We start from the raw sequence: 22,141 nt of genomic DNA on the forward strand, positions 1-22,141 counted from the left end.
GTTGGGGGGTCATGGTGGTGGGAGCATGAGCAGGCTGCTCGTGGTCGAGGACGACCCGGACATCGCGTTGGCCCTGCGGCTGCTGTTCAGCCGGGCCGGCTACGAGGTGGCGCACGCCGGTGACGGCCGTACCGGCCTCAAGGAGGCGTACGCCGAGCACCCCGACCTGGTCGTGCTCGACGTCGGCCTGCCGGAGATGGACGGCTGGCAGGTGCTCGAACGGCTGCGGGACGTCTCCGACGTACCGGTGCTGGTGCTGACCGCACACGGCCAGGAGGCCGAGAAGGTCCGCGGGCTGCGCGGCGGCGCCGACGACTACCTCACCAAGCCGTTCGCCAACAACGAACTGCTCGCCCGGGTCGAGGCGCTGCTGCGCCGCTCGAACGGCGCGCAGAACAGCTGGGCCAGCCAGATCTACGACGACGGCCTGGTGCACCTGGACCCGACCAAGCGCCGGGTCTACGTCAAGGGTGACGAGAAGCGCCTCACGCCCACCGAGTTCCGGCTGCTCAACGCGCTGGTCCGGCACGCGGGGGCGGTGCTGAGCCCGAACCAGCTGCTGACCCAGGCCTGGGACGACCCGACCGGCATCGGCCAGGAACGCGTCAAGTTCGCGGTCCTGCGGCTGCGCCGCAAGCTCGGCTGGACGGACCCCGAGGATTCCCCGATCGAATCCGTGCGCGGCTTCGGTTACCGCTACCGGCGGCCGGGCGGTGACGGCTGAGCCCGTCCGCGGCGGAAAGCACATGCAAGTTCATTGCATGAGCCGGCACCGGTAGCAATCCGGGTGTCCTCAGGTGAGGACCCGGGAGGTCGATGAGCAGCATGGGAAACGAGCAGGAGGTAGTCCGTGGAAGACCTTGGCGAGATCGTCGGCGAATTCCTGATGGAGAGCCACGAGAACCTGGATCAGATCGACCGGGATCTCGTCGCCCTCGAACAGGAACCGGGATCGCGTGACCTGATCTCACGCATCTTCCGGGCCATCCACACGATCAAGGGAACGAGTGGCTTCCTGGCCTTCAGCCGGCTCGAGACACTCGCCCATGCCGGCGAGTCACTGCTCTCCCGACTGCGGGACGGCGTCCAGCCGGTCACCCCGACCACGATCACGACGCTGCTGGCCACGATCGACGGCGTCCGGTCGCTGCTGGAGTCGATCGAGCAGGACGGCAACGAGGGTGACGTCGAGGTCGACAGCATCATCACCGCCGTACACGCCCAGATGAACGCGCCCGAGGCCGCCGCCCCGGCCGAGCCCGCCTCGGCCGCCGAGCCGGCCGAGGAGCCGGAGCCGCTGGAGGAGAAGTCCGTCCGGCCGGCGCCCGAGCCCGTGGAGGGGCAGCGGAAGCCGCTCGGCGAGATGCTCGTCGAGTCCGGCGCCGCGGCGCCCAGCGACGTCGGCTCGGCCCTGCAGCAGCAGCTCGAGGGGGACGAGCGCAAGCTCGGCGCCATTCTGCTGGAGGAGGGCAAGGCCCAGCCCGCCGCCGTCAACGAGGCGTTGCAGCAGCAGGCTCCCAAGCGCAGCGTCGCCGACAGCGCGATCCGGGTCGACGTCGACCTGCTGGACGGCCTGATGAACCTGGTCGGTGAGCTGGTGCTGGCCCGCAACCAGCTGGTCCGCGGCGTGATGGAGACCGGCGACTCCGGTCTGGTGCGCAGCGCCCAGCGGCTCGGGATGATCACCAGTGAGCTGCAAGAGGGCATCATGAAGACCCGGATGCAGCCCATCGAGCACATCTGGTCCAAGCTGCCCCGGGTCATCCGCGACCTCAGCCAGTCGCTCGGCAAGCAGGTCGAGCTGGTCATGGAGGGCAAGGAGACCGAGCTCGACCGCAGCCTGCTGGAGGCGGTCAAGGACCCGCTGACCCACCTGGTGCGCAACGCGGTCGACCACGGCATCGAGGAGGCCGACAAGCGCGTCGCCGCGGGCAAGCCGGCCGTGGGCACGCTGACGCTGCGGGCGTACCACGAGGGCGGGCACGTCGCCGTCGACGTGGCCGACGACGGCGCCGGCATGGACGTCAACCGGATCGCCGAGAAGGCCGTGGAGAAGGGCCTGCTGCGCGCCGACCAGATCGCCACGATGGACAAGCGCGAGATCATGGCGATGGTCTTCCAGCCCGGCTTCTCGACCGCCGCCAAGGTGACCAACGTGTCCGGCCGTGGTGTCGGCATGGACGTGGTCAAGACCAACATCGAGCGGATCGGCGGCGCGGTCAGCGTCGACTCGACGCTGGGCGAGGGTACGGTCTGGCGCCTCACCATCCCGCTGACCCTGGCCATCATCCAGGCCCTGACCGTCGACTGCGGCGACCAGCGTTACGTGGTGCCGCAGGTGGCCGTGCTGGAGCTGGTCTTCATCGACGGCCAGTCCACGAAGATCGAGTACGCCTCCGGCGCGCCGGTCTACCGGCTGCGCGGCAAGCTGCTCCCGTTGGTCCGCCTGGACCGGACGCTCGGTCTCAACGTCGGCGGCGACCAGGGTGTCTACATCATGGTGCTGCACGCCGACGGCCGCCGGTTCGGCCTGGTCGTGGACCGCGTCCTGAACACCGAGGAAGTCGTGGTCAAGGCGCTCAACAGCAGGTTCAAGGACATCGGCCTGTACGCCGGCGCCACCATCCTGGGCGACGGCAAGGTCGGCCTGATCCTCGACGTCTCGTCGCTGGCCCGGCGCTCGCAGCTGACCGCCGAGTCCGACCGGGAGAACCTGGTCGGCACCTCGCGCGCCAGTGGCGGACCCGCCAACGGCGAGCGACTGCTGGTCACGGCCGTCGGTGAACGCCGGGTGGCGATCCCGCTGGACGCGGTAACCCGGCTCGAGGAGTTTCCGCGGGACCGCATCGAGCACGCCGGGTCGCGGGAGGTCGTGCAGTACCGGGGCCAGATCCTGCCGCTCGTCCGGCTGTCGCACCTGCTCGGGGCGTACAGCGAGGTGGAGGAGGGCGACACCGTGTCCGTGGTCGTCTACAGCGAGGGTGAGCGCAGCGTCGCGCTGGTCGTCGACCGGATCGTCGACATCGCGGAGAACTCCACCACTGCCCGCCGCGATGCGGAGGAGGACGGCCTGATCGGCACCGCGGTCATCCAGCAACGGGTGACCGAGCTGCTGGACGTGCGCCGGGCCATCCTGGCCGCCGATCCGAACTTCTACACCGAGGTGCCCGTCGAGATGCTGGTGGAGGCCTGACATGGCGAGTCGTCAGTTTGCCACCTTCGAGGTGGCCGACCAGCTGTTCGGGGTCGAGGTGCACACGGTGCAGGAGGTGCTCTCCTACAACGAGTACACCCCCGTACCGCTGGCTCCGCCGGCCGTCGGTGGGCTGTTCAACCTGCGGGGCCAGGTGATCGCCGCGGTCGACCTGCGGGTGCAGCTCGGCCTGGTCCGCCAGGCCATGCAGGGTCCGGTGATGAATGTGATCCTGCGCGGCGACGGCGAGCCGGTCAGCCTGCTCGTGGACCGCATCGGCGAGGTCGTGGACCTCGACGACGAGGCCTTCGAGGGGCCACCGGACACGCTCAGCGGCCCGACCCGGGAGCTGGTCACCGGCACGTTCAAGATGGACGGACGGCTGATGCTGGCCCTGGACGTGAACCAGGCCGTCGACACCTATCGAGCCACCACCTGATGTACAGCCTCGTCAGCGCCCCCGTCCTCGGCTTCGACCTGACCCGCCTCGGTGGCGGGTCGGCGACCGCCGAGGTGCTGCTGCGCGCCTTGCGCCTCAGCGTCGGGGACCTGCCGGTGCTGGCCGAGCGGCTGCCCGACGAGGGTGTCCGCGGGCCGCTCTGGGTCGAGGTGGAGAGTGCGGCGCGCAAGATGCCCACGCTCAAGGGTCTCAAGGCCGACGACCCGGCCAGTTCGCTGGCGCTGGTCGAGCGGGCCCCGATCGGGTCGGTGGACTCGCTGCTCACCTGTCTGCGCTACGACGTCATGGCCTGGACCTGGCAGGGCTCCGGACGCGATGCCAAGCAGAGCGAGGACGCCGCCTCGGCGACGGCCCTGCTCTGCGACGCGGCCGTGGCCAGCTACCTGCGGGAGGTGCTGGACGACTCGACCCGCCGGATGCTCGGGGCCGGCTGGGTGTCCGCGCTGCGCAAACTGCCCGCGGGCAAGCCGATCGACCTGGGCCCGCACCACTATGCGATCTCGGCGCTGCTGGACCGGCTCCGCTCGATCCGGGCGAACGATCTGACCCGGCTGCTGCAGTCCGCGGAGGACGCCCGGCGCAACGCCGGCGGATGGTCCCCGGCGGTGCACTCGGCGTCCTGGGCGGCGTACCTGTCCGACCGGGTCCGGACCGCCGCGGCCGCCCAGATGCTGCTCGTGCAGGCGATCGACACGGCGGCCATCCCGCTGGCCGATCGCGCGGGCGGGGTCTGGAACATGCTCAGCGGCGCGGTGCAGGCCCTGGTCGTCCGGGACCTGCTGGACACCGCCACGGCTCACCGGCTGCTCGCGCCGGTGGTCGCGGCGCTCGGCCCGGCGTGGCTCGGGTGAAGGGCGCGGTGGCTTCATGATCAAGGTCCTGGTCGTCGACGACTCCGTGGTCGTCCGCCGGCTCATCGTGGACTCGCTGACCGGTGCGCCCGGCATCGAGGTGGTCGGCACCGCCGCCAACGGCCTGCTGGCCCAGGCGAAGATCGATCAGCTCAAGCCGGACGCGGTCACGATGGACATCGAGATGCCGCAGATGAACGGCATCGAAGCTGTGCGGGAGCTGCGCAAGCGGCACAAGCAGCTGCCGGTGATCATGTTCAGCACCCTGTCGGCCGCGGGGGCGAGCGCGACGCTGGAGGCGCTCTCCGCCGGCGCCACCGACTACGTCACGAAGCCGAGCAACGTGGGCTCGATCGCCGAGTCCATCGCCGCCGTGCGCGAGCAGCTCGTACCGAAGATCCATGCGCTGGCCGGCCGTCGCCCGCCGTCCGGCCCACCGGCACGGCCCGGTCCGCCTCCGGGCCGGCCGGGGCTGAGCCCACCGGCCGCCGGTCGGCCCGGCGGACCGGTGCCAGGTCGTCCCGGCCTGGCGCCGCCGCGTCCCGGCGCTCCCGCGGCAGGCGGCCCGGCCCGCCCGGTACGCCGCGCCGGCGCCCCCGGCCGCGTCGACATCCTGGCCATCGGCTCCTCGACCGGCGGCCCGGACGCGCTGACCAAGGTGCTGCAGGCGCTGCCCGCCGACCTGCCGGTGCCGATCGTGGTCACCCAGCACATGCCGCCGGTCTTCACCCGGATGTTCGCCGAGCGCCTCGACCGCAGCACGTCGCTGCACGTCGTCGAGGCCGGCGACGGCATGGAGCTCGCACCCGGCACCGTCTACATCGCTCCCGGCGACAGGCACCTCGTGCTGCAGCGCCGGAGCACCGCGACGCTGACCCAGCTCAGTGGCGCGCCGCCGGAGAACTCGTGCCGTCCGGCGGTCGATGTGATGTTCCGTTCGGTGGCCGCGCTCTTCGGAGCCTCGGCGTTCGCCACGGTGCTGACCGGCATGGGATACGACGGACGGGGTGGTGCGAAGGTGCTGCGTGAGGCAGGTGCCGAAATCCTGGCGCAGGATGAGGCCAGTTCCGTGGTCTGGGGTATGCCCGGTGCCGTGGTCGGCGCAGGGCTGGCGGACGAGATCCTGCCCCTGGACCGGATCGCGGCCGCCCTGATCCAGCGGGTCCAGGCCGGCCGCGTGTCGCGTCCGACGGCGGTGACCCGATGACCCTTTCGGCAGCCGACTTCGCGTTCGTCTCGGCCCTGGTCCGCCGGGAGGCGGCGATCGTGCTCGCCCCGGGCAAGGAGTATCTGGTCGAGGCCCGGCTGATCCCGGTGGCCCGGCAGGTGGGCGCGGCCAGCGTGGCCGAGTTCCTGGCCAATATGCAGCGCCGGCCCAACTCGGAGGACCAGCGCCGGATCATCGACGCGCTGACCACCAACGAGACGTCGTGGTTCCGGGACCGTGAGCCGTTCTCCGCGCTGACCGACGTGGTGCTGCCCGAGCTGGTCCGCAGCCGGGGGACGAACCGCAAGCTGCGGCTGTGGTCGGCGGCCAGCTCCAGCGGTCAGGAGGCGTACAGCCTCGCGATCACGCTGCAGGAGAACCTGCCGACCGGGTGGTCGTACGAGATCATGGGCAGCGACATCTCCACCGAGATGGTCAAACGGGCCGAGGCCGCCGAGTACAGCCAGGTCGAGGTCAACCGTGGTCTGCCCGCGACCCAGCTGGTGCAGTACTTCGAGCGGGCCGGCGCGCACTGGCGGATCACCCCGGCGCTGCGGCGCAACGTGTCGTTCAAGCTGATGAACCTCACCGCGCCCCTGCCGGCGCTGCCGCCGTTCGACGTGATCTTCCTGCGCAACGTGCTCATCTACTTCGACGTCGCGACGAAGAAGTCGGTGCTGCGTAACGTCGCCCGGCTGCTGCGGCCGGACGGCTGGCTGTTCCTCGGAGCGGCCGAGACGACCATCGGCATCGACGACAACTACGAACGGGTGGCGGCCGGCCGGACCTCTGCCTACCGAGTGCGGAGCGCGGTGCCGGCCGGTACCGCTAGGAAGGGGTGAGCTGCGGTGCGTGCCATGGTGATCGACGATTCCCGGGCGATGCGAATGATTCTCAAGCGCATCGTCGCCAAGCTGAACTTCGAGGCGGTCGAGGCCGGTGACGGCCAGGAGGCCCTCGATCTGCTGGCCACGATGACCGAGGTGCCGGAGCTGGCCCTCATCGACTGGAACATGCCCAACATGAACGGGCTCGAGTTCGTGACGAAGGTGCGCGCCGAACCGCGGCTGCGCGAGATGACCCTGGTGATGGTCACAACCGAGAGCGAGCAGAGCCAGATCGTCCGGGCTCTGGCCGCGGGCGCCCACGAATACGTGATCAAGCCCTTCACGGAGGGCGCGATGATAGAAAAGCTGGCCCTGCTGGGCCTCGTCCCGACCGGAGCGAACTCATGAGCGAACCCGTGGTGACTGAGCGAGACCTCGCCGAGATGGCGGAGCAGGTGTGGGTCTCGTACCTCGATCCTGAGGGGGTCAACCCGCTGGTGCCCCACGGCGACGTCAAGCAGCTGTCGGAGGTGCACTCGACGGTCTCGATCACCGGCTCCTGGCACGGGCACCTGGTCTACGCGTCCTCGCAGAACGCCGCCCGCAGGGCCGCCGCGGCCTTCCTCGCCATGGAGCCCGACGAGGTCGCCCAGGAGGACATCTCCGACGTACTCGGTGAACTGGCGAACATCGTCGGCGGCAACGTCAAGGCGATGCTCCCGGCCGGCTGCTTCCTGTCGCTGCCGACGGTGGTGCTGGCGCCCGACACGGCCTCGTACTACCCGGCGGCCGAACGGATCAGCGGCCTGTACGGCATCTGGGACGGCGAGCCGGTGTCCATCTCGATGTGGCAGAGCGTGAAGCAGGAGGCAAGCGCATGAAGATCCTGATCGCGGACGACAGCCGGGTGATGCGCCAGATCGTCACCCGGACCCTGCGGCAGGCCGGTTTCGGCGACCACGACCTGGTCGAGGCGGCCGACGGCAAGCAGGCCGTGGACATGGCGGTCGCCGAGAAGCCGGATCTGGTGATCTCGGACTGGAACATGCCGGAGATGACCGGCATCGAGGTGCTGCGGCAGCTGCGGGCGGCCGGCAACAACGTGAAGTTCGGGTTCGTGACCTCGGAGTGCACGCCCGAGATGCAGCAGGCGGCGGAGGCCGCCGGTTCGGCTTTCTTCATCGTCAAGCCGTTCACTGCGGAACGTTTTGACGAGGTCTTCTCTCCTATTTTGGGATGATATAGCTATGTCTGACACCTCGGTTATCCCCGTCGCTCTCACCGTCCGTAACCTTTTCGAGGACCTGCTCGGCCGCGACGTCAACGTCTCGCCGGGCGATCCCATGACCGCCGCCGACCTGCCGACCGCCGTGATCGCCGTCTACGCGGACACGTCGCAGCAGCTCTACGCGGTGCTCGGCATGCAGCTGTCGCTGGCGGCCAACGCGGGCGCCGCCCTGGGCCTGCTCCCGGCCGGCGCCGCGGAGGACAGCATCGAGGAGAAGCAGCTCTTCCCGAACCTGGCCGAGAACGTCTTCGAGCTCTGCAACGTGCTGACCAGCCTGCTCAACCGCGAGGGCGCCCCGCACGTGAAGCTCTACCAGGTGATCTACCCGGGCATGGACATCCCGAACGACGCCCGCGCGCACCTGCTGGCCCTGGGCAAGCGCCTGGACCTGACCGTCGAGGTGGCCCGCTACGGCAAGGGGAAGTTGTCGCTCTCGCTGGCCTGAAAGGCAGATCAAGGGTTTGATGTCGTAGCTCGGTGCGGGGTACGGACCGTCGCTCGCGCCGAGACCGGGCGCGGGGATCCATTCGCTCGGCGCTCATGAGCGGATCCCCGCACCCTGCCAGGTCCGTGCGCGCAAGGGCCAGATCCTGACCGCAATGGCGGCCAGACTGGCCGCATGGATGTGCTTTCCCCGCGGGCGTTGGGCCGGGCCACGCTGGCCCGGCAACTCCTGCTCTCCCGGGTCCGCAAGCCGGCCCTGTCCGTTGTGGAACAACTGGTCGGCATGCAAGGGCAGGATCCTGAACTGCCGTACTTCGGGCTGTGGAACCGGATCGAGGGGTTCGCCCTCACCGATCTGACCCGGCTCATCGAGGAGCGGCTGGTGCTGCGGGCCACTCTGTTCCGCGGGACGCAGCACCTGCTGGCCACCTCCGACTACGTCCGGGTGCGGCCGCTGTTGCAGCCCATGCTGGACGTCTGGCAGCGCGGGGCGTTCGGGCGGTACACCGCCGGGATCGCGCCGGCCGAGCTGGCCGCGGCGGCGCGTGATGTGCTGGGCACCCGGACGCTGACCCGGTCCGAGCTCGGCCGGGCGCTGGCCGAGCGGTGGCCGCAGTGCGATCCGCAGTGGCTGGCCCGGTCCGTGCAGGGGTTGCTGCCGATCGTGCATCCCGCGCCCGACGGCACCTGGGGCCGGCGGGGCGCCACTCCCTTCGCGCACGCCGAGCAGCTGCTGGGCCGGCCGCTGGAGGCCGGGGACGTGCGGGAGCTGGTGCGGCGCTATCTGGCCGCGTTCGGGCCGGCCTCGGTCAAGGACATGCAGGCGTGGAGCGGTATGACCCGGCTGCGTGAGGTCTTCGAGGCGTTGCGCCCGCGGCTGCGGGTCTTCCGCGATGACTCCGGCGCCGAGCTTTTCGACCTGCCGGACGCGCCGCGCCCGGGGCCGGATGTGCCGGCACCCGTACGGTTCCTGGCCGGTTTCGACAACGTGCTGTTCGGCCACGCCGACCGGTCGCGCATCGTGGCCGCCGAGCGGCGTCCGTACCTGGCGGCGGACGCCGCGCTGACCGTCGACGGGATGGTGCGAGGGCTGTGGAAGATCAAGGCCGGGGTGCTGGAGGTACGGCTCTTCGCGCCGCTGAGTGCGGCCGAGCGGGACGAGGTGGGCCGGGAGGGTGCCGAACTGTCACGGCTGGCCGGCGTCGACCCGGCCGTTCGTCTCGTGCGGCTCTGAGCCGGTGCGCTGGGCCGGCGTCATCCCCGGCACGTAGGCCAGGCCCCGGTCGGGACGCAGCCGGCTCGCCGCCCGGCTCAGGCCGCGCCGGGCCGGGATGAACCGCTGCGGAGCCGCGGTCCAGCCGTAGCGCAACAGCTCGGCCGGGGCCGGACGGATGGTGCCGGACAGCTCGTAGCCGCCGGCGACGAGCCGCGAGCCCAGCGCCGCCTCGCAGAGGGCGATCTCCTCCGGGTCGAGCCGGGTCTGCCAGCTCTGCACCCGCCGGGTGGTCACCGGCGCGTGCGTCAGGGCGTGCCAGGTCTTGAACGAGGGCACCGCCACCTGCGCCACCGCGGACGGCTCGGCCATCGCCGGGTGGTACTCCTCGCCCAGGTACGCGCACATCGCCGCGAGCCGGCCGTGCGGATCGGCCACCAGGTCCTCGTACCGCACCTCGTGCCACTGCCGCGGTCCCAGGCGCCGGGCGGCCCGGCGGGCATCGTCGACGGCCCGGGCCCACGCCGCCACCGTCGCGTAGATGTCCTTGCGGTGCCAGGACATCTCCTTGAGCGAGGCCACGCAGTCCCGGCCGTCGCGGACGATGTTGATGAACTGCGCGTCCGGGAAGAGCCGCAGCAGGATGTCGATGTTGTGCAGGTAGGCCGGTCGCTTGTCACCCCAGCGTGGTTTGCCGAAGCGGGCCGCGTACTGCTGGAAGATCGTGCCCAGCACCGAGCCGAGCGTTCCCGGCCCGGCCACGATCCGCTCGACCACGTCGTCGGCGTCGAGGCCGAGGTCGCAGAAGCGGGTCTCCTGGCGGCCGACGATGTGGCGGGCCAGGGCCCGCCGGTTGGCGGCCACCGCCAGGTCGCCGAAGTCCCGGCGCTCCCGGTACGCGGCGAGCACGAACCGGGTCTCGGGCGGGATCGCGATGCGGGGATGGGCGTGCAGCATGAGCTGCAGCATCGTGGTGCCCGAACGCGGGCAGCCGACGACGATGACCGGGCGGTCAGCGGGCACAGTTCACCTCCGGTGGGCAGTCGCGCACCGGAGGTAACATATGCCATCAAAACGAAATTATTCATGACCTGTCAAGGCGTGTCGCGAATCGCCGCAGAGCTCGATGAATCGGGCATTCCCGGCGTCGGGGACGTCGGAGTGCCCGGTTCCTCCGTCCTGCCGTACCCGGCGATGACGAAGCGCAGACCGGCGAGCAGGACCGCGGCGATCGGCACGGCGATGAGGAAGCGGATCAGCACCTGGCTGAGGTCGACCTCGTCGGTGACGTAGCGGTACAACGCCGGTGCGCTCATCAGCAGCGCGAACAGCAGGACGGAGGGCCGGATCACGGGTCACCTGCCCCGGGCGGGCCGCCGCGGGAGAGCGGCCATCGGCACCACGTCCGCGGCGATCCGGGCACACAGCATCGCGGCCCAGGCGTGCGGGGTGGCGGGCTTGCCGTCCAGCGACACGATCGGCAGGTCCAGCCCCAGCACCGTGGCCGGATCCGAGGTGATGTCGACGCTGTGCACCACCAGCGCCTCCACCTCACCGAGCGTCCGCAGGTGCCGGGCCGTGTCGGCGGTCTTGCGGGTCGCGTCCACGACCGCCCACACCGCCGTGGCGCCCAGGGCGTCGCACATGTCGCTGACCCGGATCGGGTCCGTGCCGCCGACCGGTGCGTCGACCACCACGATCCAGGCGTGATCGGCACTCTGCAGCCGTTCCGCCTTGGCCGCGGCCGCCGGCGGATCCCCGAGCACCCGCGAGGAGTGCATGCCGGTGCCGGCCGCGGTGGGCCCGCCCAGCATCAGGTGGGCCTGATCGATTCCGGCCTGCTCGCAGAGCTTGCGGCCGATCGGCAGGGCATGGTCCAGATCCCCGCAGAGCACCAGGATCTCCCCGGGAGCGTCCGGCACCGCCGGTGCGGCGGGCCGCGACGCCAGCACGCTGAGCACCCCGGCGTACGTGTCACCGCCGACGATCTGCGCGGCCATCTCCTCCGGCATGCCGACCTTCATCAGGTTCTGCTGCACCGGATCGCCGTGGAACTGCCGCATCACGGCCGGCGGCTGGGCCGTCGTGGTGGCGTGCACGGTTCGCGCCGGTGCGGTCGCCGGCACCCCGAGCCCGAGCCCGGCCAGCGTCTCGGCCAGCCCGTTGCCGGCCGGCGCCGGTGAGGTCGGCACCAGCCCGTACGCCGCGGCGGCAGTGCGCGGCGGCGCCGGGTTCTGGGCGGCCCGGTTGGCGGCGGCGTTCGTCGGGAAAGCGGGTCCGTCGTTCACCCCGAGACCGCCCATGAGCTCCGCGAGCGACGGAACGGTCGGCTGCTGGCGCGCACTCGGGCCGCCGTTGACCGGTGAGCCGGTGGCCTGAGCCGGGCGGAACGGCCGTACCGTCGGTCCGTCCGTCCGGTCCGCCTCCGCGGCCTGGGGTCGCGGGCTCGGCCGGACCCACGGATTGGTGTCGGCCTTCTCCAGGCCGGCCATCAGCTCGGCGAACGCGGCGCCCGGGTCGGCCGCGGCTCGGCCGGCCCCGCCCGGTCCGCCGGCGCCGGGCGCGGGCCGGCCGACCGCGGCGTCCGCATCACCCATCCCGGCGCCCATCCCGGTCAACCGGTCGGTTACGACCGGGTCGTCGTCCGGAGCGATCCGGTCGCCCGACTCGGCTCGTGCCAGCAACTGCTCCAGCGTGTGCGGCGGCCCTTCGACCGCCGGTTGCGGTCGTGGCATCTCTCGACGTTCCTCGGTGTCCGGAACCTCGACCGACAGCTCGTAGTGCTGCTTGGCGAAGAAACCGCCGAAGCCACCGCTACGGACCTTGTCGGCCGAGATGATCCGGACAGAGGAGCCGTACTCATCGCGCACCTGCGCCAGCAACGGCTCGATGGCCGGCCCCTCAAGCAGCACCCGCGTAGGCACCGTTCACCACCCCCATGGTCTCGATCTGTGCGGTGGAACCTGAAATCTCGGAATACGACAGCACCTGCACCCGGCGTGAGCCGGCCCGCAGGAGACGCATCAGTGGCAGCCGAAGCTGCGGTGAACAGGCCAGCACGGGAGTGATGCCCTGCTGTTCGGCGGCCTCGACGAGCTGGCCGGCCTCGGAGACCATGGCCTCGGCGCGCATGCCGTCGATCGCCATGAAGGCACCGGTCTCGCTCGGCCGGAGCGATTCGAGCAGGCTCTGCTCGAGCATCGGTTCGAGCGTGATGACGGCGAGCCGGCCGCCGCTGGCGTACTGCGCGGCGATGGCCGGTCCCAGCGCCGTGCGGGCCGTCTCGACGAGACCGTCGTGGTCCACGGAGACCTTGGCGCGCAGCGACAGCGACTCGAAGATCCGGACCAGGTCGCGGATCGGCACGCCCTCGTCGAGCAGCGCCTGCAGCACCTTCTGGATCTGGCCGAGGCTGAGCAACGTCGGGGTCAGCTCCTCGACCACGACCGGGTGGGTGCGCTTGACCATCTCGGTGAGGGCCCGGACGTCCTCCCGGCCGAGCAGGCGGCTGGCGTTCTGCCGGACGATCTCGGCCAGGTGCGTGATGATCACCGAGGCTCGGTCCACGACCGTCGCGCCGGCCAGCTCCGCCTGGTAATGCAGCTCGGCCGGGACCCACTTGCCGGCCAGGCCGAAGACCGGCTCGACGCCGGCCCGGCCGGGCAGCGCCTGGAGGCCGTCGCCGATCGCCAGCACCGTGCCGGGCGGGGCCTGGCCGGCGCCGGCGTCGACGCCGCTGATCCGGATCGCGTACGAGGACAGTGGCAGGTCGAGGTCGTCCCGGGTCCGCACGGGCGGCATGACCATGCCCAGCTCGAGGGCCATCTTGCGGCGCAGCGCCCGGACCCGGTCCAGCAGGTCGCCGCCGTTGGAGTCGACCAGGTCGACCAGGTCGGGGGAGAGGGCCAGTTCCAGCGGATCGACGCGCATCTCGCCGAGCAACTGCTCAGGAGAGTCCGGCGAGGGCCGTTCGATCTCGGCCGCCGGTTTGCTGTCCGCGAGCGGTTCCGGGTCCTTGACCCGTTGCGCGATCAGCAGCACGGCCGCACCGATCAGCAGGAACGGGAGCTTGGGAAGCCCGGGGATCACGCAGAGCCCCAGCGCGGCACAGCCGGCGATCCGCAGGGACAGCCTGTTCTGGCTGAGCTGAGAGGTGACGCTGCTGCCCATGTCGCCGGTGGTCGCGGAGCGGGTGGTGATCAGGCCGGTGGCGACGGAGAGCAGCAGGGCGGGGATCTGGGAGACCAGGCCGTCGCCGATGGTCAGCAGGCTGTAGTGGTTCATTGCGTCCGCGGGCGACATCCCCTCCTGGAGGATGCCGATCGCGAAGCCGCCGACCAGGTTGATCACCGTGATGATGATGGCGGCGATGGCATCGCCCTTGACGAACTTGGAGCCACCGTCCATCGCGCCGTAGAAGTCGGCCTCGGCGGAGACGTCGGCGCGGCGTTGCTTGGCCTCGGCCTCGTCGATCAGGCCGGCGTTCAGGTCGGCGTCGATCGCCATCTGCTTGCCGGGCATCGCGTCGAGGGTGAAGCGGGCACCGACCTCGGCGACGCGCTCGGCGCCCTTGGTCACCACCACGATCTGCACGATGATCAGAATCAGGAAGATCACGAGGCCGATGACCAGCGAGCCACCGACCACAAAACTGCCGAACGCGTGGATGACCTTGCCCGCGTCGCCGTCGCGCAGCACCAGCCGGGTGGCGCTGATGTTGAGCGCCAGCCGGAACAGCGTGGCCACCAGCAGCAGCGCCGGGAAGACCGAGAAGTCGAGCGGCCGCTGCACGAACATTGCGATCAGCAGGATCAGCAGCGCGCCGGTGATGTTGAGGGCGATCAGCAGGTCGAGGAGGAAGGTCGGTAGCGGCACGACCATCATGACGATGATGCCGATGACCCCGATGGGTACGGCGAGCTTGCCGAGGTTGCGGTTCTTCACAGCACCCCCTCCACGTGCTGATACTCCCGCAGTGGGGCGCGCGATGTGAGTAAATCTCCCAGATTGTCGGGCATCCTCCCTAGACCGCCGCCGGGGTCGGGTTGGGGTTGCGGTGCAGCCCGGCCGCCGCACCCTTGGCCTTCAGGCTCATCACGAACGCCAGCACCTTGGCCACCGCGCCGTAGAAGTCTGCCGGGATCTCCATCCCGACCTCCACGCTCTTCTCCAGCGCCCGGGCCAGCGGTACGTCCTGCACCATCGGGATCCGGTGCTCGGCGGCCAGCTCGCGGATCTTCTGAGCGATCGCACCCTGGCCCTTGGCGAGCACTCGGGGAGCGCCCTTCTCCGGGTCGTACCGCAGGGCGACGGCGACGTGGGTCGGGTTGACCAGCACCACGTCCGCGGTCGGTACGTCGGCCATCTGCCGGTTGCGGGACATCGCCATCTGGATCGCCCGTCGCTGGCCCTTGACGTGGGGGTCACCTTCGCTGCTCTTGTGCTCCTGCTTGACCTCCTCCTTGGTCATCCGCAGCTGCTTGTTCGTGCGCCGCCGCACCACGAAGTAGTCCGCCGCGGCCATCACGATGCCGGCCGCCGCCGCTGCCCGGATCAGCGTCAGTGCGGCGTCGTTGAGCACGCCGAGCAGCGAGCCGATCTGCAGCTGACCGGCGGTCATCAGCAGCGGCACGATGTCCTTCATCGTCATGTACAGCACACCGCCCAGCACGCCGGTCTTGACGAGGGCCTTCGTGCCCTCCCACATGGCCTGCGGCCCGAGCATCTTCTTGATCCCGGGCCACGGGTTGAGCCGGTTGAACTTCGGGATGAACAGCTTGGTGGCAACCCGGATGCCGCCCTGCGCCCCGGCCGCCGCGACACCCACCACCATCATCGTCAGCGCCAGCGGGAGCACAGCCCAGGCGGCGCTCCACAGGCCCTCCTTCAGGATGTCCAGCGCGACCGCCGGATCCGGGTCCGCGATGACGTCCGGGATCTTCGCCATCATCTCCCGGCAGTGGTCCATGGTCGAGCTCAGCGTGCGGGGCAGCACGATGCTGGCGGCCAGCATGCCGACCCAGGCGCCGATGTCCTGGCTGCGCCCGATCTGGCCTTCCGCCCTGGCCTTCTTGAGTTTCTGCGGGGTGGGCTGTTCGGTCTTCTCACCGGCCACGGATCACCCCCCACTCAGCCGGACGACCGCGGTGACAGCCTTGTCGACCAGGGTGTCGAGGGCACGCGGAAGGATCGCGACCGCGGTCCCGGACAGCGTGAGGAGCAGAAAGATCTTCGCCGGGAAACCGAGCTGGAACGCGTTCAGCGCCGGGGCCACCCGGTTGAGCAGGCCGAACGCGACGTCGGTGAGGAACAGCACGGCGATCAGCGGACCGGCGATCTGCACCGCGGCGACCACCATCTCGCCGATGCCGCTGGTGAGCAGCTTGCTCAGGGTCTCCAGCGAGAAGGTCGTGTCCAGTGGAAGCGTCTTGTAGGACTGTAGGAACCCTCGCAGGATCAGCTGGTGTCCCTCGCTGGCGAACAGCAGAGTGGCCGCGACCAGGTTGTAGAAGCGTCCGAACACCGAGCTCTGGTTCAGCGAGAGCGGGTCGTAGGCGGCGGCCATCGTGAAGCCGCCGAACACATCCAGCAGGTCGCCCGCCGCCTGGATCGCCGCGAAGAACAGGTACGTGATGAAGCCCAGCGCCGCACCGACGAAGATCTGCATGAGCGTGCTCGCGATGATCGCCGAGGTCTGCACCGCGGGCACCGAGGCGGTCAGGTAGGGCGTCATCGGCAGCGCGAGTCCGATCGAGAGGAGCACCTTGACCTGCACCGGGATCAGCCGTGAGTTGAACGGCGGGCAGAGCATCAGCCACGCGCCGGCCCGGGCCGCCCCCAGCATGATGGCGACCAGCTCGGAGATCGGCAGCTCGAAGTTCACTGTGCCCCCCGGCAGGCGCCGGCCGGGGACCCCTTCGCGGGCCTCACTGGTACGAACCCACCAACGCCGTGATGATCAGCCCCCACCCGTTCACCAGCACGAACAGCAGCAGCTTGAAGGGCATCGCCACGGTCACCGGGGGCAGCATCATCATGCCCAGCGACATCAGCGACGCGGAGACCACCATGTCGATGATCAGGAACGGGATGAAGATGACGAACCCGATGATGAACGCCGCGCGCAGCTCGGACAGGACGAACGCCGGGATCAGCGTGGTCAGCTCCACGTCATCGGGGTTCGCCGGCTTCTCCTGCCCGGCAACCTTGATCAGCAGGGCGAGCTCGTCCTCGCGGGTGCTCTTGAGCATGAAGTCCCGCAGCGGTTGCACGCCGTCGGAGAAGGCCTGTGACTGGGTCTTGTCGCCGGCCAGGTAGGGCTGCACGCCCACCTCGTTCACCTGCGACACCACCGGGCTCATGATGAACAGGCTGATGAACAGGGCCAGCCCGGCGAGCACCTGGTTGGGCGGCAGGCTGGTCAGGCCCAGCGCGTTGCGGGTGATGCCGAGGACCATGAACACCTTGGTGAAGCAGGTGCACAGCAGCAGCATCGCCGGTGCGACCGAGAGCAGGGTCAGGCCCAGCACGATCACCAGAGACGAGGCCGGCTTGCTGCCGTCGGGATTCGTACCGTTGATGTTGAAGTTGATGCTGCCGCCGCCGCTCGGGGAGACCGTCGGCGCGACCGGACGGGTCGGGGCGGTCGGGCCGGGCGCCCGGGGCAGCTCGTAGCCGACGGTCACGCCGGCCGGCTGCGCCATCGGGTGCGGTATCGGCTGCGGTGGCGCGGCCTGCGCCGCGGCGGCCGGGATCAGCGCGCTCAGCGCGAGGAAGAGAATCAGCAGGGTACGCCGCCACATGTCAGCGCCTCGTCGTCCGGTCACGCAGGAAGTCCAGGGTCGAGCCCCACGTCCGCGGTGACAGCAGGGAGCCGTCCAACTTGCCGCCGTGGTGCGGCAGCACAGTCGGATGCGTCGCGAGGAGGTGGCTGCCGTCCCCTTTCGGGTCGTGGACCGGATGCGACTCGTGCCCGAACGCGTCCAGATCGGTTTCGCCCAGCAGGCTCACCTGGTTGTCGGTGACCCCGAGGATCAGCGCCCGGTCCGCGACCTGGACGACCGCCACCGACGAGCCGCGGCTCAGCGACTGCCGGTTGAGCACCGACAGACTGCCCGATCCGCGCCGGCCCACACCGCCGCGGCGCGCCACCCGGGCCAGTCCCCACATCAGGCCGAAGACGACCAGCAGGGAGAAGGCGATCCGCAGCACGAGCTCGAACAAGGGGTTACTCCCGTTCGTTGCCGGGAGAGAGGATCTCGGTGATCCGGATGCCGAAGTTCTCGTCGACGACGACCACTTCGCCCCGGGCGATCAACCGGCCGTTGACCAGCAGGTCGGCCGGGCTGCCGGCGGCCCGGTCCAGCTCCACGATCGCGCCCGGGATCAGTGAGAGCAGCTCCCGCACGCTCATCCGGGTGCGGCCCAACTCGGCCGAGACCTCCATCTCGACGTCGTGCAGCATGTCCAGCCCGCTCCGCAGGGGTGCGGCACCCTCACCGCGCCGGGCCACGCCGCCGGGAGCCGCGTCGGCGGGCCACGGCGTCAGTGCCAGGGCGATCACCGCCCGGATGTCCCCGCCGTCCAGCAGCGGCACCGCGACGGCGCCGTCCTTGGCGGCGATCGCACTCAGCGCCACGCCGGGCTCCATGAGCTGTCCCGGGTCGAGCACCACCGGACCGAACGCACGTGCTGCGGCCTCCAGCGCCGGGCGGACGGCCGCGGTCAGGTCGAGCTCGCCGAGCGGGCTTTCCCTCAGCGCGTCGACCAGGTCCTGCCCGACCACCACGACGACCTCGCCGGTCGCCGCGCCGCTGAACTTGGCGGTGATCGCCTGCCCGGTGGTCAGCATGTCGGCGTTCGCGGGCACGGGCGCACCCACCAGTAGCTCCCGGCTCGTCGGCAGCACCGCCAGGGCCGCCTGGGCGGCGGTCCGGACCAGCGCGAGCTGCGGATCGGTGATCGTGGGCGCGGTCATCGGCGCTTTTCCTCCTTGGGTGACGGCACGACGAGGCAGGCGAGCCGAGCGCCCTGATTACCGGGAACTGCATGTGCAAAAACGGTCTCGTTGACGGTGACCTCAAGCGGCACGCTGGTCGGGTGGGCCAGCGGCACGACATCACCGGGCAATAGCTCCACGATGTCATCGGTACGCATGCGAATGGGCCGGAATCGGACAGCTACGTCAATCGGCGCCGCGGAAAGTCCGGCCGTGAGGTTGCGCAGCGAGCTGTCCCGGATCACCCGCTCGGCCGAGGTGAGTTCGATGGTCTCCTGCTTCTCCAGCACCGGCAGGATGGTGGTGAAGGGCAGGCAGATGCTGGCCACGCACTCCTCGGTGCCGATCTTCATTTCGAACGAGGCGACCACCACCGCGTCTCCCGGCTGGTGCGCACGCAGGAACTGGGGGTTGTACTCGATCTCCTTGAGCTTCGGGGAGATGTCGACGAGTTGCTCGAAGCCGTACCGCAGCTCGCCCAGCATTCGCTCCAACAGACCGCGCAGCAGCGGCATCTCGACCTCGGTGAGCGGGCGTTCCGGCTGGGCCCCACCCGGACCGCCGAGCATATGGTCGATAGCGGTCATTACCGCGGAAGAAGAGATCTCCACGAGGACCGTGCCGGGCAGCGGGTCGATGGACACGACCGCGATCACCGTGGGGTTGGCCAGCGAGGACATGTACTCGTCGTAGTTCAGCTGCTCGATCGAGACCAGGGAGACGCTGCTGACCACGCGCAGTCGGGTGGTGAAGAGCGTGCCGCAGCTGCGGGCGTACGTCTCGAAGGCGATCTGCAATGTCCGGATGTGTTCCCGGGAGAGCTTGATCGGCTTGCGGAAGTCGTAGTTCGTGGGGCCGGCGTTGCCGCGCCGGGGCATCTTGCCGGGGGTACGGGTCGGAGACGTGGTCACGTCGTCCTCATCGGCTCGGTTCCGGAACCGCTGAGGCCCGCGCCTGTTATGTCCACCTATCACCGCAATGGGCAGGTCCGCGTGGTGCGGACCTGCCCATGGGGTGCCTGCTGGTTACTGCGTGACGAAGGAGGTGAAGTAGAGGCCCATCACCAGGTGCTTGTGGTCGACGTTGTAGGCCTTCTCGATCTTCTCGAGCAGCTCGGCCTTGGCCTTGAGCCGGCCCTTCTCGGTCTCCAGCTCGGCGATCTCCATCCCGGTGTACTGGTCGATCGCCAGATCGATCGCCTCGGCGACATCGACCTCGACCGCGCCGGCCTCCTCGGTCATCTGCAGGGCGAAACCGAGCTTGAGGTAGTGCGCGTCGGCGAGGTTGATGGTCATCGTGTTCTCGATCGTGATGACCGCGCCCTTGACCGGTGCGGCCTCGGCGGCGTCGCCCTTGAGGAAGAAGAACCAGGCACCAGCGCCGCCACCGCCGAGCAGCACCACGGCGAGCACAATGATCATCAGCATCTTCTTGGGCTTCTTCGGCGTCTCCGCCGTAGCGTCCTTGTCGTCCTTGCTCATCGGAACTCCTCCTGTCGTGGTCAGTCGTGCGGGACGGTCGTCGACCCGGTGGCCGGCGTCTCGGTGGTTGATTCGGTCGTGCCGGCCTCGGCCTTAGCCCGGGCCTCGGCCTGGGCGGTAGTAGTTCCGGTGTGCAATTTCGCGTCGTTCCCCGCCGCGGCCGGCAGCAGCGCGGCCTGCTCGGCGTTGAGCCGGGTGAGCACGACGACGTCCACCCGGCGGTTCATGGTGACCGCGCGGGGGTCCTTCGGGTCGATCAGCGGTTTGGTGTCGGAGAAGCCCACCGCGCTCATCCGGTCCTTGGCCAGGCCATGGTTAACCAGGTAGCGAACTGTGGTGGACGCCCGGGCCGCGGATAGCTCCCAGCCGCTCGGGTAGAACGAGGTGGTCGCCTTGAGCTGGTTCGTGTTGCCGTCCACCTCGATGTTGTTCGGCAGCTGGGCAAGCGCGGGTGCGATGGTGCCGAGGATCTTCCTGCCGCCGGGGCGCAACTCGGCCCGGTTGCCGGCGAAGACGACCTCGTTGGTGACCACGGTGACCACCAGGCCGCGCTCGTTGATGGTGAACTTGACCTGGTTGAGCAGTTTGGCGGCGGCGAGGGCGTCGGCGATCTTCTTCTCGATCTCCTTGAGGTTCTCCACCTCCTTGGTCGCCGCCTTGGCGTTCGCCGACGCCTGCTTGCGGCTGGCGGCCCGGATTGCCCGTTCCACCGCCTCCTTCTGTTCCTTGGTCATGTCCTCGGTGCCGGTGCTGCCGTCGCCCGGGTTGGTGCCCGGGTCGATCGGGACGACGTTGGTGCTCTGGCCCGCGCCCTCGAGGTTCGAGACGTTACCGGTCATCGCCACACTCGACGCGCCGAAGCCTTCGGAGAGGCCGGCTGCCAGCTCGGCGAACTTCTTCTGGTCCACGCTGCTCATCGAGAACAGAACCACGAACAGGACGAACAGCAGCGTCAACATGTCGGCGTACGACACGAGCCAGCGTTCGTGATTGACGTGCTCTTCGTGCTCCTCGTGCTTGGCCTTCCTGCGGCCTCCGCTCGAGCTCACGGTTACGCGGCCTTCTTGGTGGAGGCGGCCTCGGCGGCCCTGGCCGCGTCCGGCGGCAGGAGGCTGCGGAGCTTCTGCGCGACCAGGCGCGGGTTCGAGCCGGCCTGGATCGCCAGCACCCCGTCGATGACCAGCTCCATCTCCTCGGCCTCGATGCCGGAGAGCCGGTCCAGCCGGGACGCGATAGGCAGGAACATGAGGTTGGAGGACAGCACGCCCCAGAGCGTCGCCACGAACGCCGCGGCGATGGAGTGCCCGAGGGTCTCCGGCTTGTCGAGGTTCTCGAGCACGTGCACCAGCCCCATGACGGTGCCGATGATGCCGATGGTCGGGGCGTAGCCACCCATGCTCTCGAAGAACTTCTTGCCGGTCTTGTCGGCCTTCTTTTTCGCGCTGACCTCAGCGTGCAGGATGTCGTGCAGCTCCTCGGGGTCCGTGCCGTCGATGGCCAGCTGCAGGCCACGCTTCAGGAACGGGTGCTCTACCGTCTTGACCGCGTCCTCGAGGGCCAGTAGGCCCTCGCGGCGGGCCCGCTCGGCGAGCTTGACGATGTCGTCGACGAGCTCGTTCGGCGGGATGACCTTCGGCGCGAACGCCTTCTTCAGGAGCCCGCCGACGCCCTTCGCGTCCTTGAGCACGCCGCCGGCCATGGCGGCACAGAACGCACCGCCGAAGACCAGCACCATGGCCGGGATCAGGATGATGGAGGCCGGGTGACCGCCCTCCAGGATCTGGACGACGAAAACGATGATCAGTGCTACGACTACACCAACGATGGTGGCGATATCCATCAGCGGTCCTTCCGGTGCAGCTGCAGCACGTTCGTGGCAGCGGTCTGGTCGTCGGTGGGGCCGGGCTCGGCCAGCAGGGCCGGCTCAGCCTCGATGCGACTCGCCTGGGCGATCAGCGAGGCGCGGTAGTGCCGCACTGAGTCGATGAGCTCGGGCACAGATTCGGCAATGACGTACTTGGTGCCGTCCACCAGCGTGATGACCGTGTCGGGCGTGCAGTCGGCACGCTCGACCAAGTCGGGGTTCAGGGCGAACACGGCTCCGTTGAGGCGGGTTACGAGAATCACGACATCCGTCCTTGGGGCGTCTTTTTCGGCTGGTGGCCATCCGTGGCCTGTC

The 22,141-nt window shown here is 69.7% G+C and carries 25 protein-coding genes; 11 read left to right on the top strand and 14 right to left on the bottom strand.

Translation table 11 applies throughout. The features are described 5' to 3' along the window. Positions 1–25 precede the first annotated feature (25 nt). The 11 genes from Aau02nite_RS15475 (at position 26) to Aau02nite_RS15525 (ending at position 9,504) form a co-directional block, all read left to right on the top strand. Entirely contained in the window at positions 26–724 is a 699-nt protein-coding gene (locus tag Aau02nite_RS15475; RefSeq protein ID WP_212989118.1) for a response regulator transcription factor, read from the top strand. Between the two features lie 126 nt (positions 725–850). After that, on the top strand, positions 851–3,193 hold the full coding sequence (locus tag Aau02nite_RS15480) for a chemotaxis protein CheA (RefSeq protein WP_212989119.1): 2,343 nt from the start codon (positions 851–853) through the stop codon (positions 3,191–3,193). Position 3,194: 1 nt separating this feature from the next. Further along, positions 3,195–3,632, top strand: coding sequence for a chemotaxis protein CheW (locus tag Aau02nite_RS15485; protein ID WP_125812421.1), 438 nt, complete (start codon positions 3,195–3,197; stop codon positions 3,630–3,632). Beyond that, the gene (locus Aau02nite_RS15490; protein WP_212989120.1) at positions 3,632–4,504 is read left to right on the top strand and encodes a hypothetical protein; all 873 of its coding nucleotides are present in this window, start codon (positions 3,632–3,634) and stop codon (positions 4,502–4,504) included. The genes Aau02nite_RS15485 and Aau02nite_RS15490 overlap by 1 nt, the downstream gene beginning before the upstream one ends. 16 nt (positions 4,505–4,520) lie before the next feature. Further along, a complete protein-coding gene (locus Aau02nite_RS15495; RefSeq protein WP_212989121.1) occupies positions 4,521–5,711 on the top strand; it encodes a protein-glutamate methylesterase/protein-glutamine glutaminase in 1,191 nt (396 codons plus the stop codon). Beyond that, positions 5,708–6,553 (top strand): CheR family methyltransferase, encoded by an 846-nt coding sequence (locus Aau02nite_RS15500; RefSeq protein WP_212989122.1) that lies wholly within the window; start codon positions 5,708–5,710, stop codon positions 6,551–6,553. Before Aau02nite_RS15495 ends, Aau02nite_RS15500 begins: the two co-directional genes overlap by 4 nt. Positions 6,554–6,568: 15 nt before the next feature. Beyond that, positions 6,569–6,946: a response regulator gene (locus Aau02nite_RS15505; RefSeq protein WP_246595167.1), complete on the top strand. Its 378-nt coding sequence runs from the start codon at positions 6,569–6,571 to the stop codon at positions 6,944–6,946. Between the two features lie 11 nt (positions 6,947–6,957). Further along, complete coding sequence (locus Aau02nite_RS15510) at positions 6,958–7,419, top strand: chemotaxis protein CheX (protein ID WP_246595168.1); 462 nt, start codon at positions 6,958–6,960, stop codon at positions 7,417–7,419. After that, positions 7,416–7,778, top strand: coding sequence for a response regulator (locus Aau02nite_RS15515; RefSeq protein WP_212989125.1), 363 nt, complete (start codon positions 7,416–7,418; stop codon positions 7,776–7,778). Before Aau02nite_RS15510 ends, Aau02nite_RS15515 begins: the two co-directional genes overlap by 4 nt. 7 nt (positions 7,779–7,785) lie before the next feature. Next, a complete protein-coding gene (locus Aau02nite_RS15520; RefSeq protein ID WP_212989126.1) occupies positions 7,786–8,271 on the top strand; it encodes a hypothetical protein in 486 nt (161 codons plus the stop codon). Between the two features lie 174 nt (positions 8,272–8,445). Next, a complete protein-coding gene (locus Aau02nite_RS15525; protein ID WP_212989127.1) occupies positions 8,446–9,504 on the top strand; it encodes a winged helix DNA-binding domain-containing protein in 1,059 nt (352 codons plus the stop codon). On the opposite strand, the gene Aau02nite_RS15530 is transcribed toward Aau02nite_RS15525, so the two are convergent. The 14 genes from Aau02nite_RS15530 to Aau02nite_RS15595 form a co-directional block, all read right to left on the bottom strand. Next, positions 9,457–10,506: a sulfotransferase family protein gene (locus tag Aau02nite_RS15530; RefSeq protein ID WP_212989128.1), complete on the bottom strand. Its 1,050-nt coding sequence runs from the start codon at positions 10,504–10,506 to the stop codon at positions 9,457–9,459. The genes Aau02nite_RS15525 and Aau02nite_RS15530 overlap by 48 nt on opposite strands. Positions 10,507–10,577: 71 nt before the next feature. After that, a complete protein-coding gene (locus Aau02nite_RS15535) occupies positions 10,578–10,835 on the bottom strand; it encodes a hypothetical protein (RefSeq protein ID WP_212989129.1) in 258 nt (85 codons plus the stop codon). 3 nt (positions 10,836–10,838) lie between these two features. Further along, positions 10,839–12,395, bottom strand: a complete 1,557-nt coding sequence (locus tag Aau02nite_RS15540; RefSeq protein ID WP_246595169.1) for a hypothetical protein — start codon at positions 12,393–12,395, stop codon at positions 10,839–10,841. Beyond that, positions 12,385–14,427, bottom strand: a complete 2,043-nt coding sequence (flhA, locus tag Aau02nite_RS15545) for a flagellar biosynthesis protein FlhA (protein ID WP_212989131.1) — start codon at positions 14,425–14,427, stop codon at positions 12,385–12,387. The genes Aau02nite_RS15540 and flhA overlap by 11 nt, the downstream gene beginning before the upstream one ends. 79 nt (positions 14,428–14,506) lie before the next feature. Beyond that, positions 14,507–15,598, bottom strand: coding sequence for an EscU/YscU/HrcU family type III secretion system export apparatus switch protein (locus Aau02nite_RS15550; protein WP_212989132.1), 1,092 nt, complete (start codon positions 15,596–15,598; stop codon positions 14,507–14,509). A 3-nt stretch (positions 15,599–15,601) separates the two neighbouring features. Next, positions 15,602–16,366, bottom strand: a complete 765-nt coding sequence (locus Aau02nite_RS15555; protein ID WP_212989133.1) for a flagellar biosynthetic protein FliR — start codon at positions 16,364–16,366, stop codon at positions 15,602–15,604. A 43-nt stretch (positions 16,367–16,409) separates the two neighbouring features. Continuing rightward, entirely contained in the window at positions 16,410–17,309 is a 900-nt protein-coding gene (gene fliP / locus Aau02nite_RS15560; RefSeq protein WP_246595170.1) for a flagellar type III secretion system pore protein FliP, read from the bottom strand. Next, positions 17,287–17,706: a flagellar biosynthetic protein FliO gene (fliO, locus tag Aau02nite_RS15565; protein WP_212989134.1), complete on the bottom strand. Its 420-nt coding sequence runs from the start codon at positions 17,704–17,706 to the stop codon at positions 17,287–17,289. Before fliO ends, fliP begins: the two co-directional genes overlap by 23 nt. A gap of 4 nt (positions 17,707–17,710) precedes the next feature. Beyond that, positions 17,711–18,460, bottom strand: a complete 750-nt coding sequence (gene fliN / locus Aau02nite_RS15570) for a flagellar motor switch protein FliN (protein ID WP_212989135.1) — start codon at positions 18,458–18,460, stop codon at positions 17,711–17,713. Continuing rightward, on the bottom strand, positions 18,457–19,359 hold the full coding sequence (locus Aau02nite_RS15575) for a flagellar motor switch protein FliM (protein WP_212989136.1): 903 nt from the start codon (positions 19,357–19,359) through the stop codon (positions 18,457–18,459). The genes fliN and Aau02nite_RS15575 overlap by 4 nt, the downstream gene beginning before the upstream one ends. Before the next feature lie 147 nt (positions 19,360–19,506). Beyond that, entirely contained in the window at positions 19,507–19,962 is a 456-nt protein-coding gene (locus Aau02nite_RS15580) for a flagellar basal body-associated FliL family protein (RefSeq protein WP_212989137.1), read from the bottom strand. 20 nt (positions 19,963–19,982) lie between these two features. Continuing rightward, positions 19,983–21,011, bottom strand: coding sequence for a flagellar motor protein MotB (locus Aau02nite_RS15585; RefSeq protein WP_212989138.1), 1,029 nt, complete (start codon positions 21,009–21,011; stop codon positions 19,983–19,985). Positions 21,012–21,013: 2 nt separating this feature from the next. After that, on the bottom strand, positions 21,014–21,802 hold the full coding sequence (locus tag Aau02nite_RS15590) for a flagellar motor protein (protein WP_212989139.1): 789 nt from the start codon (positions 21,800–21,802) through the stop codon (positions 21,014–21,016). After that, positions 21,802–22,089, bottom strand: coding sequence for a flagellar FlbD family protein (locus Aau02nite_RS15595; protein ID WP_212989140.1), 288 nt, complete (start codon positions 22,087–22,089; stop codon positions 21,802–21,804). The genes Aau02nite_RS15590 and Aau02nite_RS15595 overlap by 1 nt, the downstream gene beginning before the upstream one ends. Positions 22,090–22,141 lie beyond the last annotated feature (52 nt).

Origin of the sequence: Actinoplanes auranticolor (assembly GCF_018332655.1) — a bacterium.
GTDB lineage: Bacteria > Actinomycetota > Actinomycetes > Mycobacteriales > Micromonosporaceae > Actinoplanes > Actinoplanes auranticolor.

What these genes read in the sequence shown, in the direction of transcription:
- Aau02nite_RS15520 (WP_212989126.1), top strand. Translation starts at nt 7,786, where the DNA reads ATGTCTGACACCTCGGTTATCCCCGTCGCTCTCACCGTCCGTAACCTT.
- Aau02nite_RS15580 (WP_212989137.1), bottom strand. Translation starts at nt 19,962, where the DNA reads ATGAGCAAGGACGACAAGGACGCTACGGCGGAGACGCCGAAGAAGCCC.
- Aau02nite_RS15525 (WP_212989127.1), top strand. Translation starts at nt 8,446, where the DNA reads ATGGATGTGCTTTCCCCGCGGGCGTTGGGCCGGGCCACGCTGGCCCGG.
- fliN (WP_212989135.1), bottom strand. Translation starts at nt 18,460, where the DNA reads ATGACCGCGCCCACGATCACCGATCCGCAGCTCGCGCTGGTCCGGACC.
- Aau02nite_RS15575 (WP_212989136.1), bottom strand. Translation starts at nt 19,359, where the DNA reads ATGCCCCGGCGCGGCAACGCCGGCCCCACGAACTACGACTTCCGCAAG.
- Aau02nite_RS15500 (WP_212989122.1), top strand. Translation starts at nt 5,708, where the DNA reads ATGACCCTTTCGGCAGCCGACTTCGCGTTCGTCTCGGCCCTGGTCCGC.
- Aau02nite_RS15505 (WP_246595167.1), top strand. Translation starts at nt 6,569, where the DNA reads ATGGTGATCGACGATTCCCGGGCGATGCGAATGATTCTCAAGCGCATC.
- Aau02nite_RS15475 (WP_212989118.1), top strand. Translation starts at nt 26, where the DNA reads ATGAGCAGGCTGCTCGTGGTCGAGGACGACCCGGACATCGCGTTGGCC.
- Aau02nite_RS15485 (WP_125812421.1), top strand. Translation starts at nt 3,195, where the DNA reads ATGGCGAGTCGTCAGTTTGCCACCTTCGAGGTGGCCGACCAGCTGTTC.
- Aau02nite_RS15490 (WP_212989120.1), top strand. Translation starts at nt 3,632, where the DNA reads ATGTACAGCCTCGTCAGCGCCCCCGTCCTCGGCTTCGACCTGACCCGC.
- Aau02nite_RS15495 (WP_212989121.1), top strand. Translation starts at nt 4,521, where the DNA reads ATGATCAAGGTCCTGGTCGTCGACGACTCCGTGGTCGTCCGCCGGCTC.
- Aau02nite_RS15590 (WP_212989139.1), bottom strand. Translation starts at nt 21,802, where the DNA reads ATGGATATCGCCACCATCGTTGGTGTAGTCGTAGCACTGATCATCGTT.
- Aau02nite_RS15515 (WP_212989125.1), top strand. Translation starts at nt 7,416, where the DNA reads ATGAAGATCCTGATCGCGGACGACAGCCGGGTGATGCGCCAGATCGTC.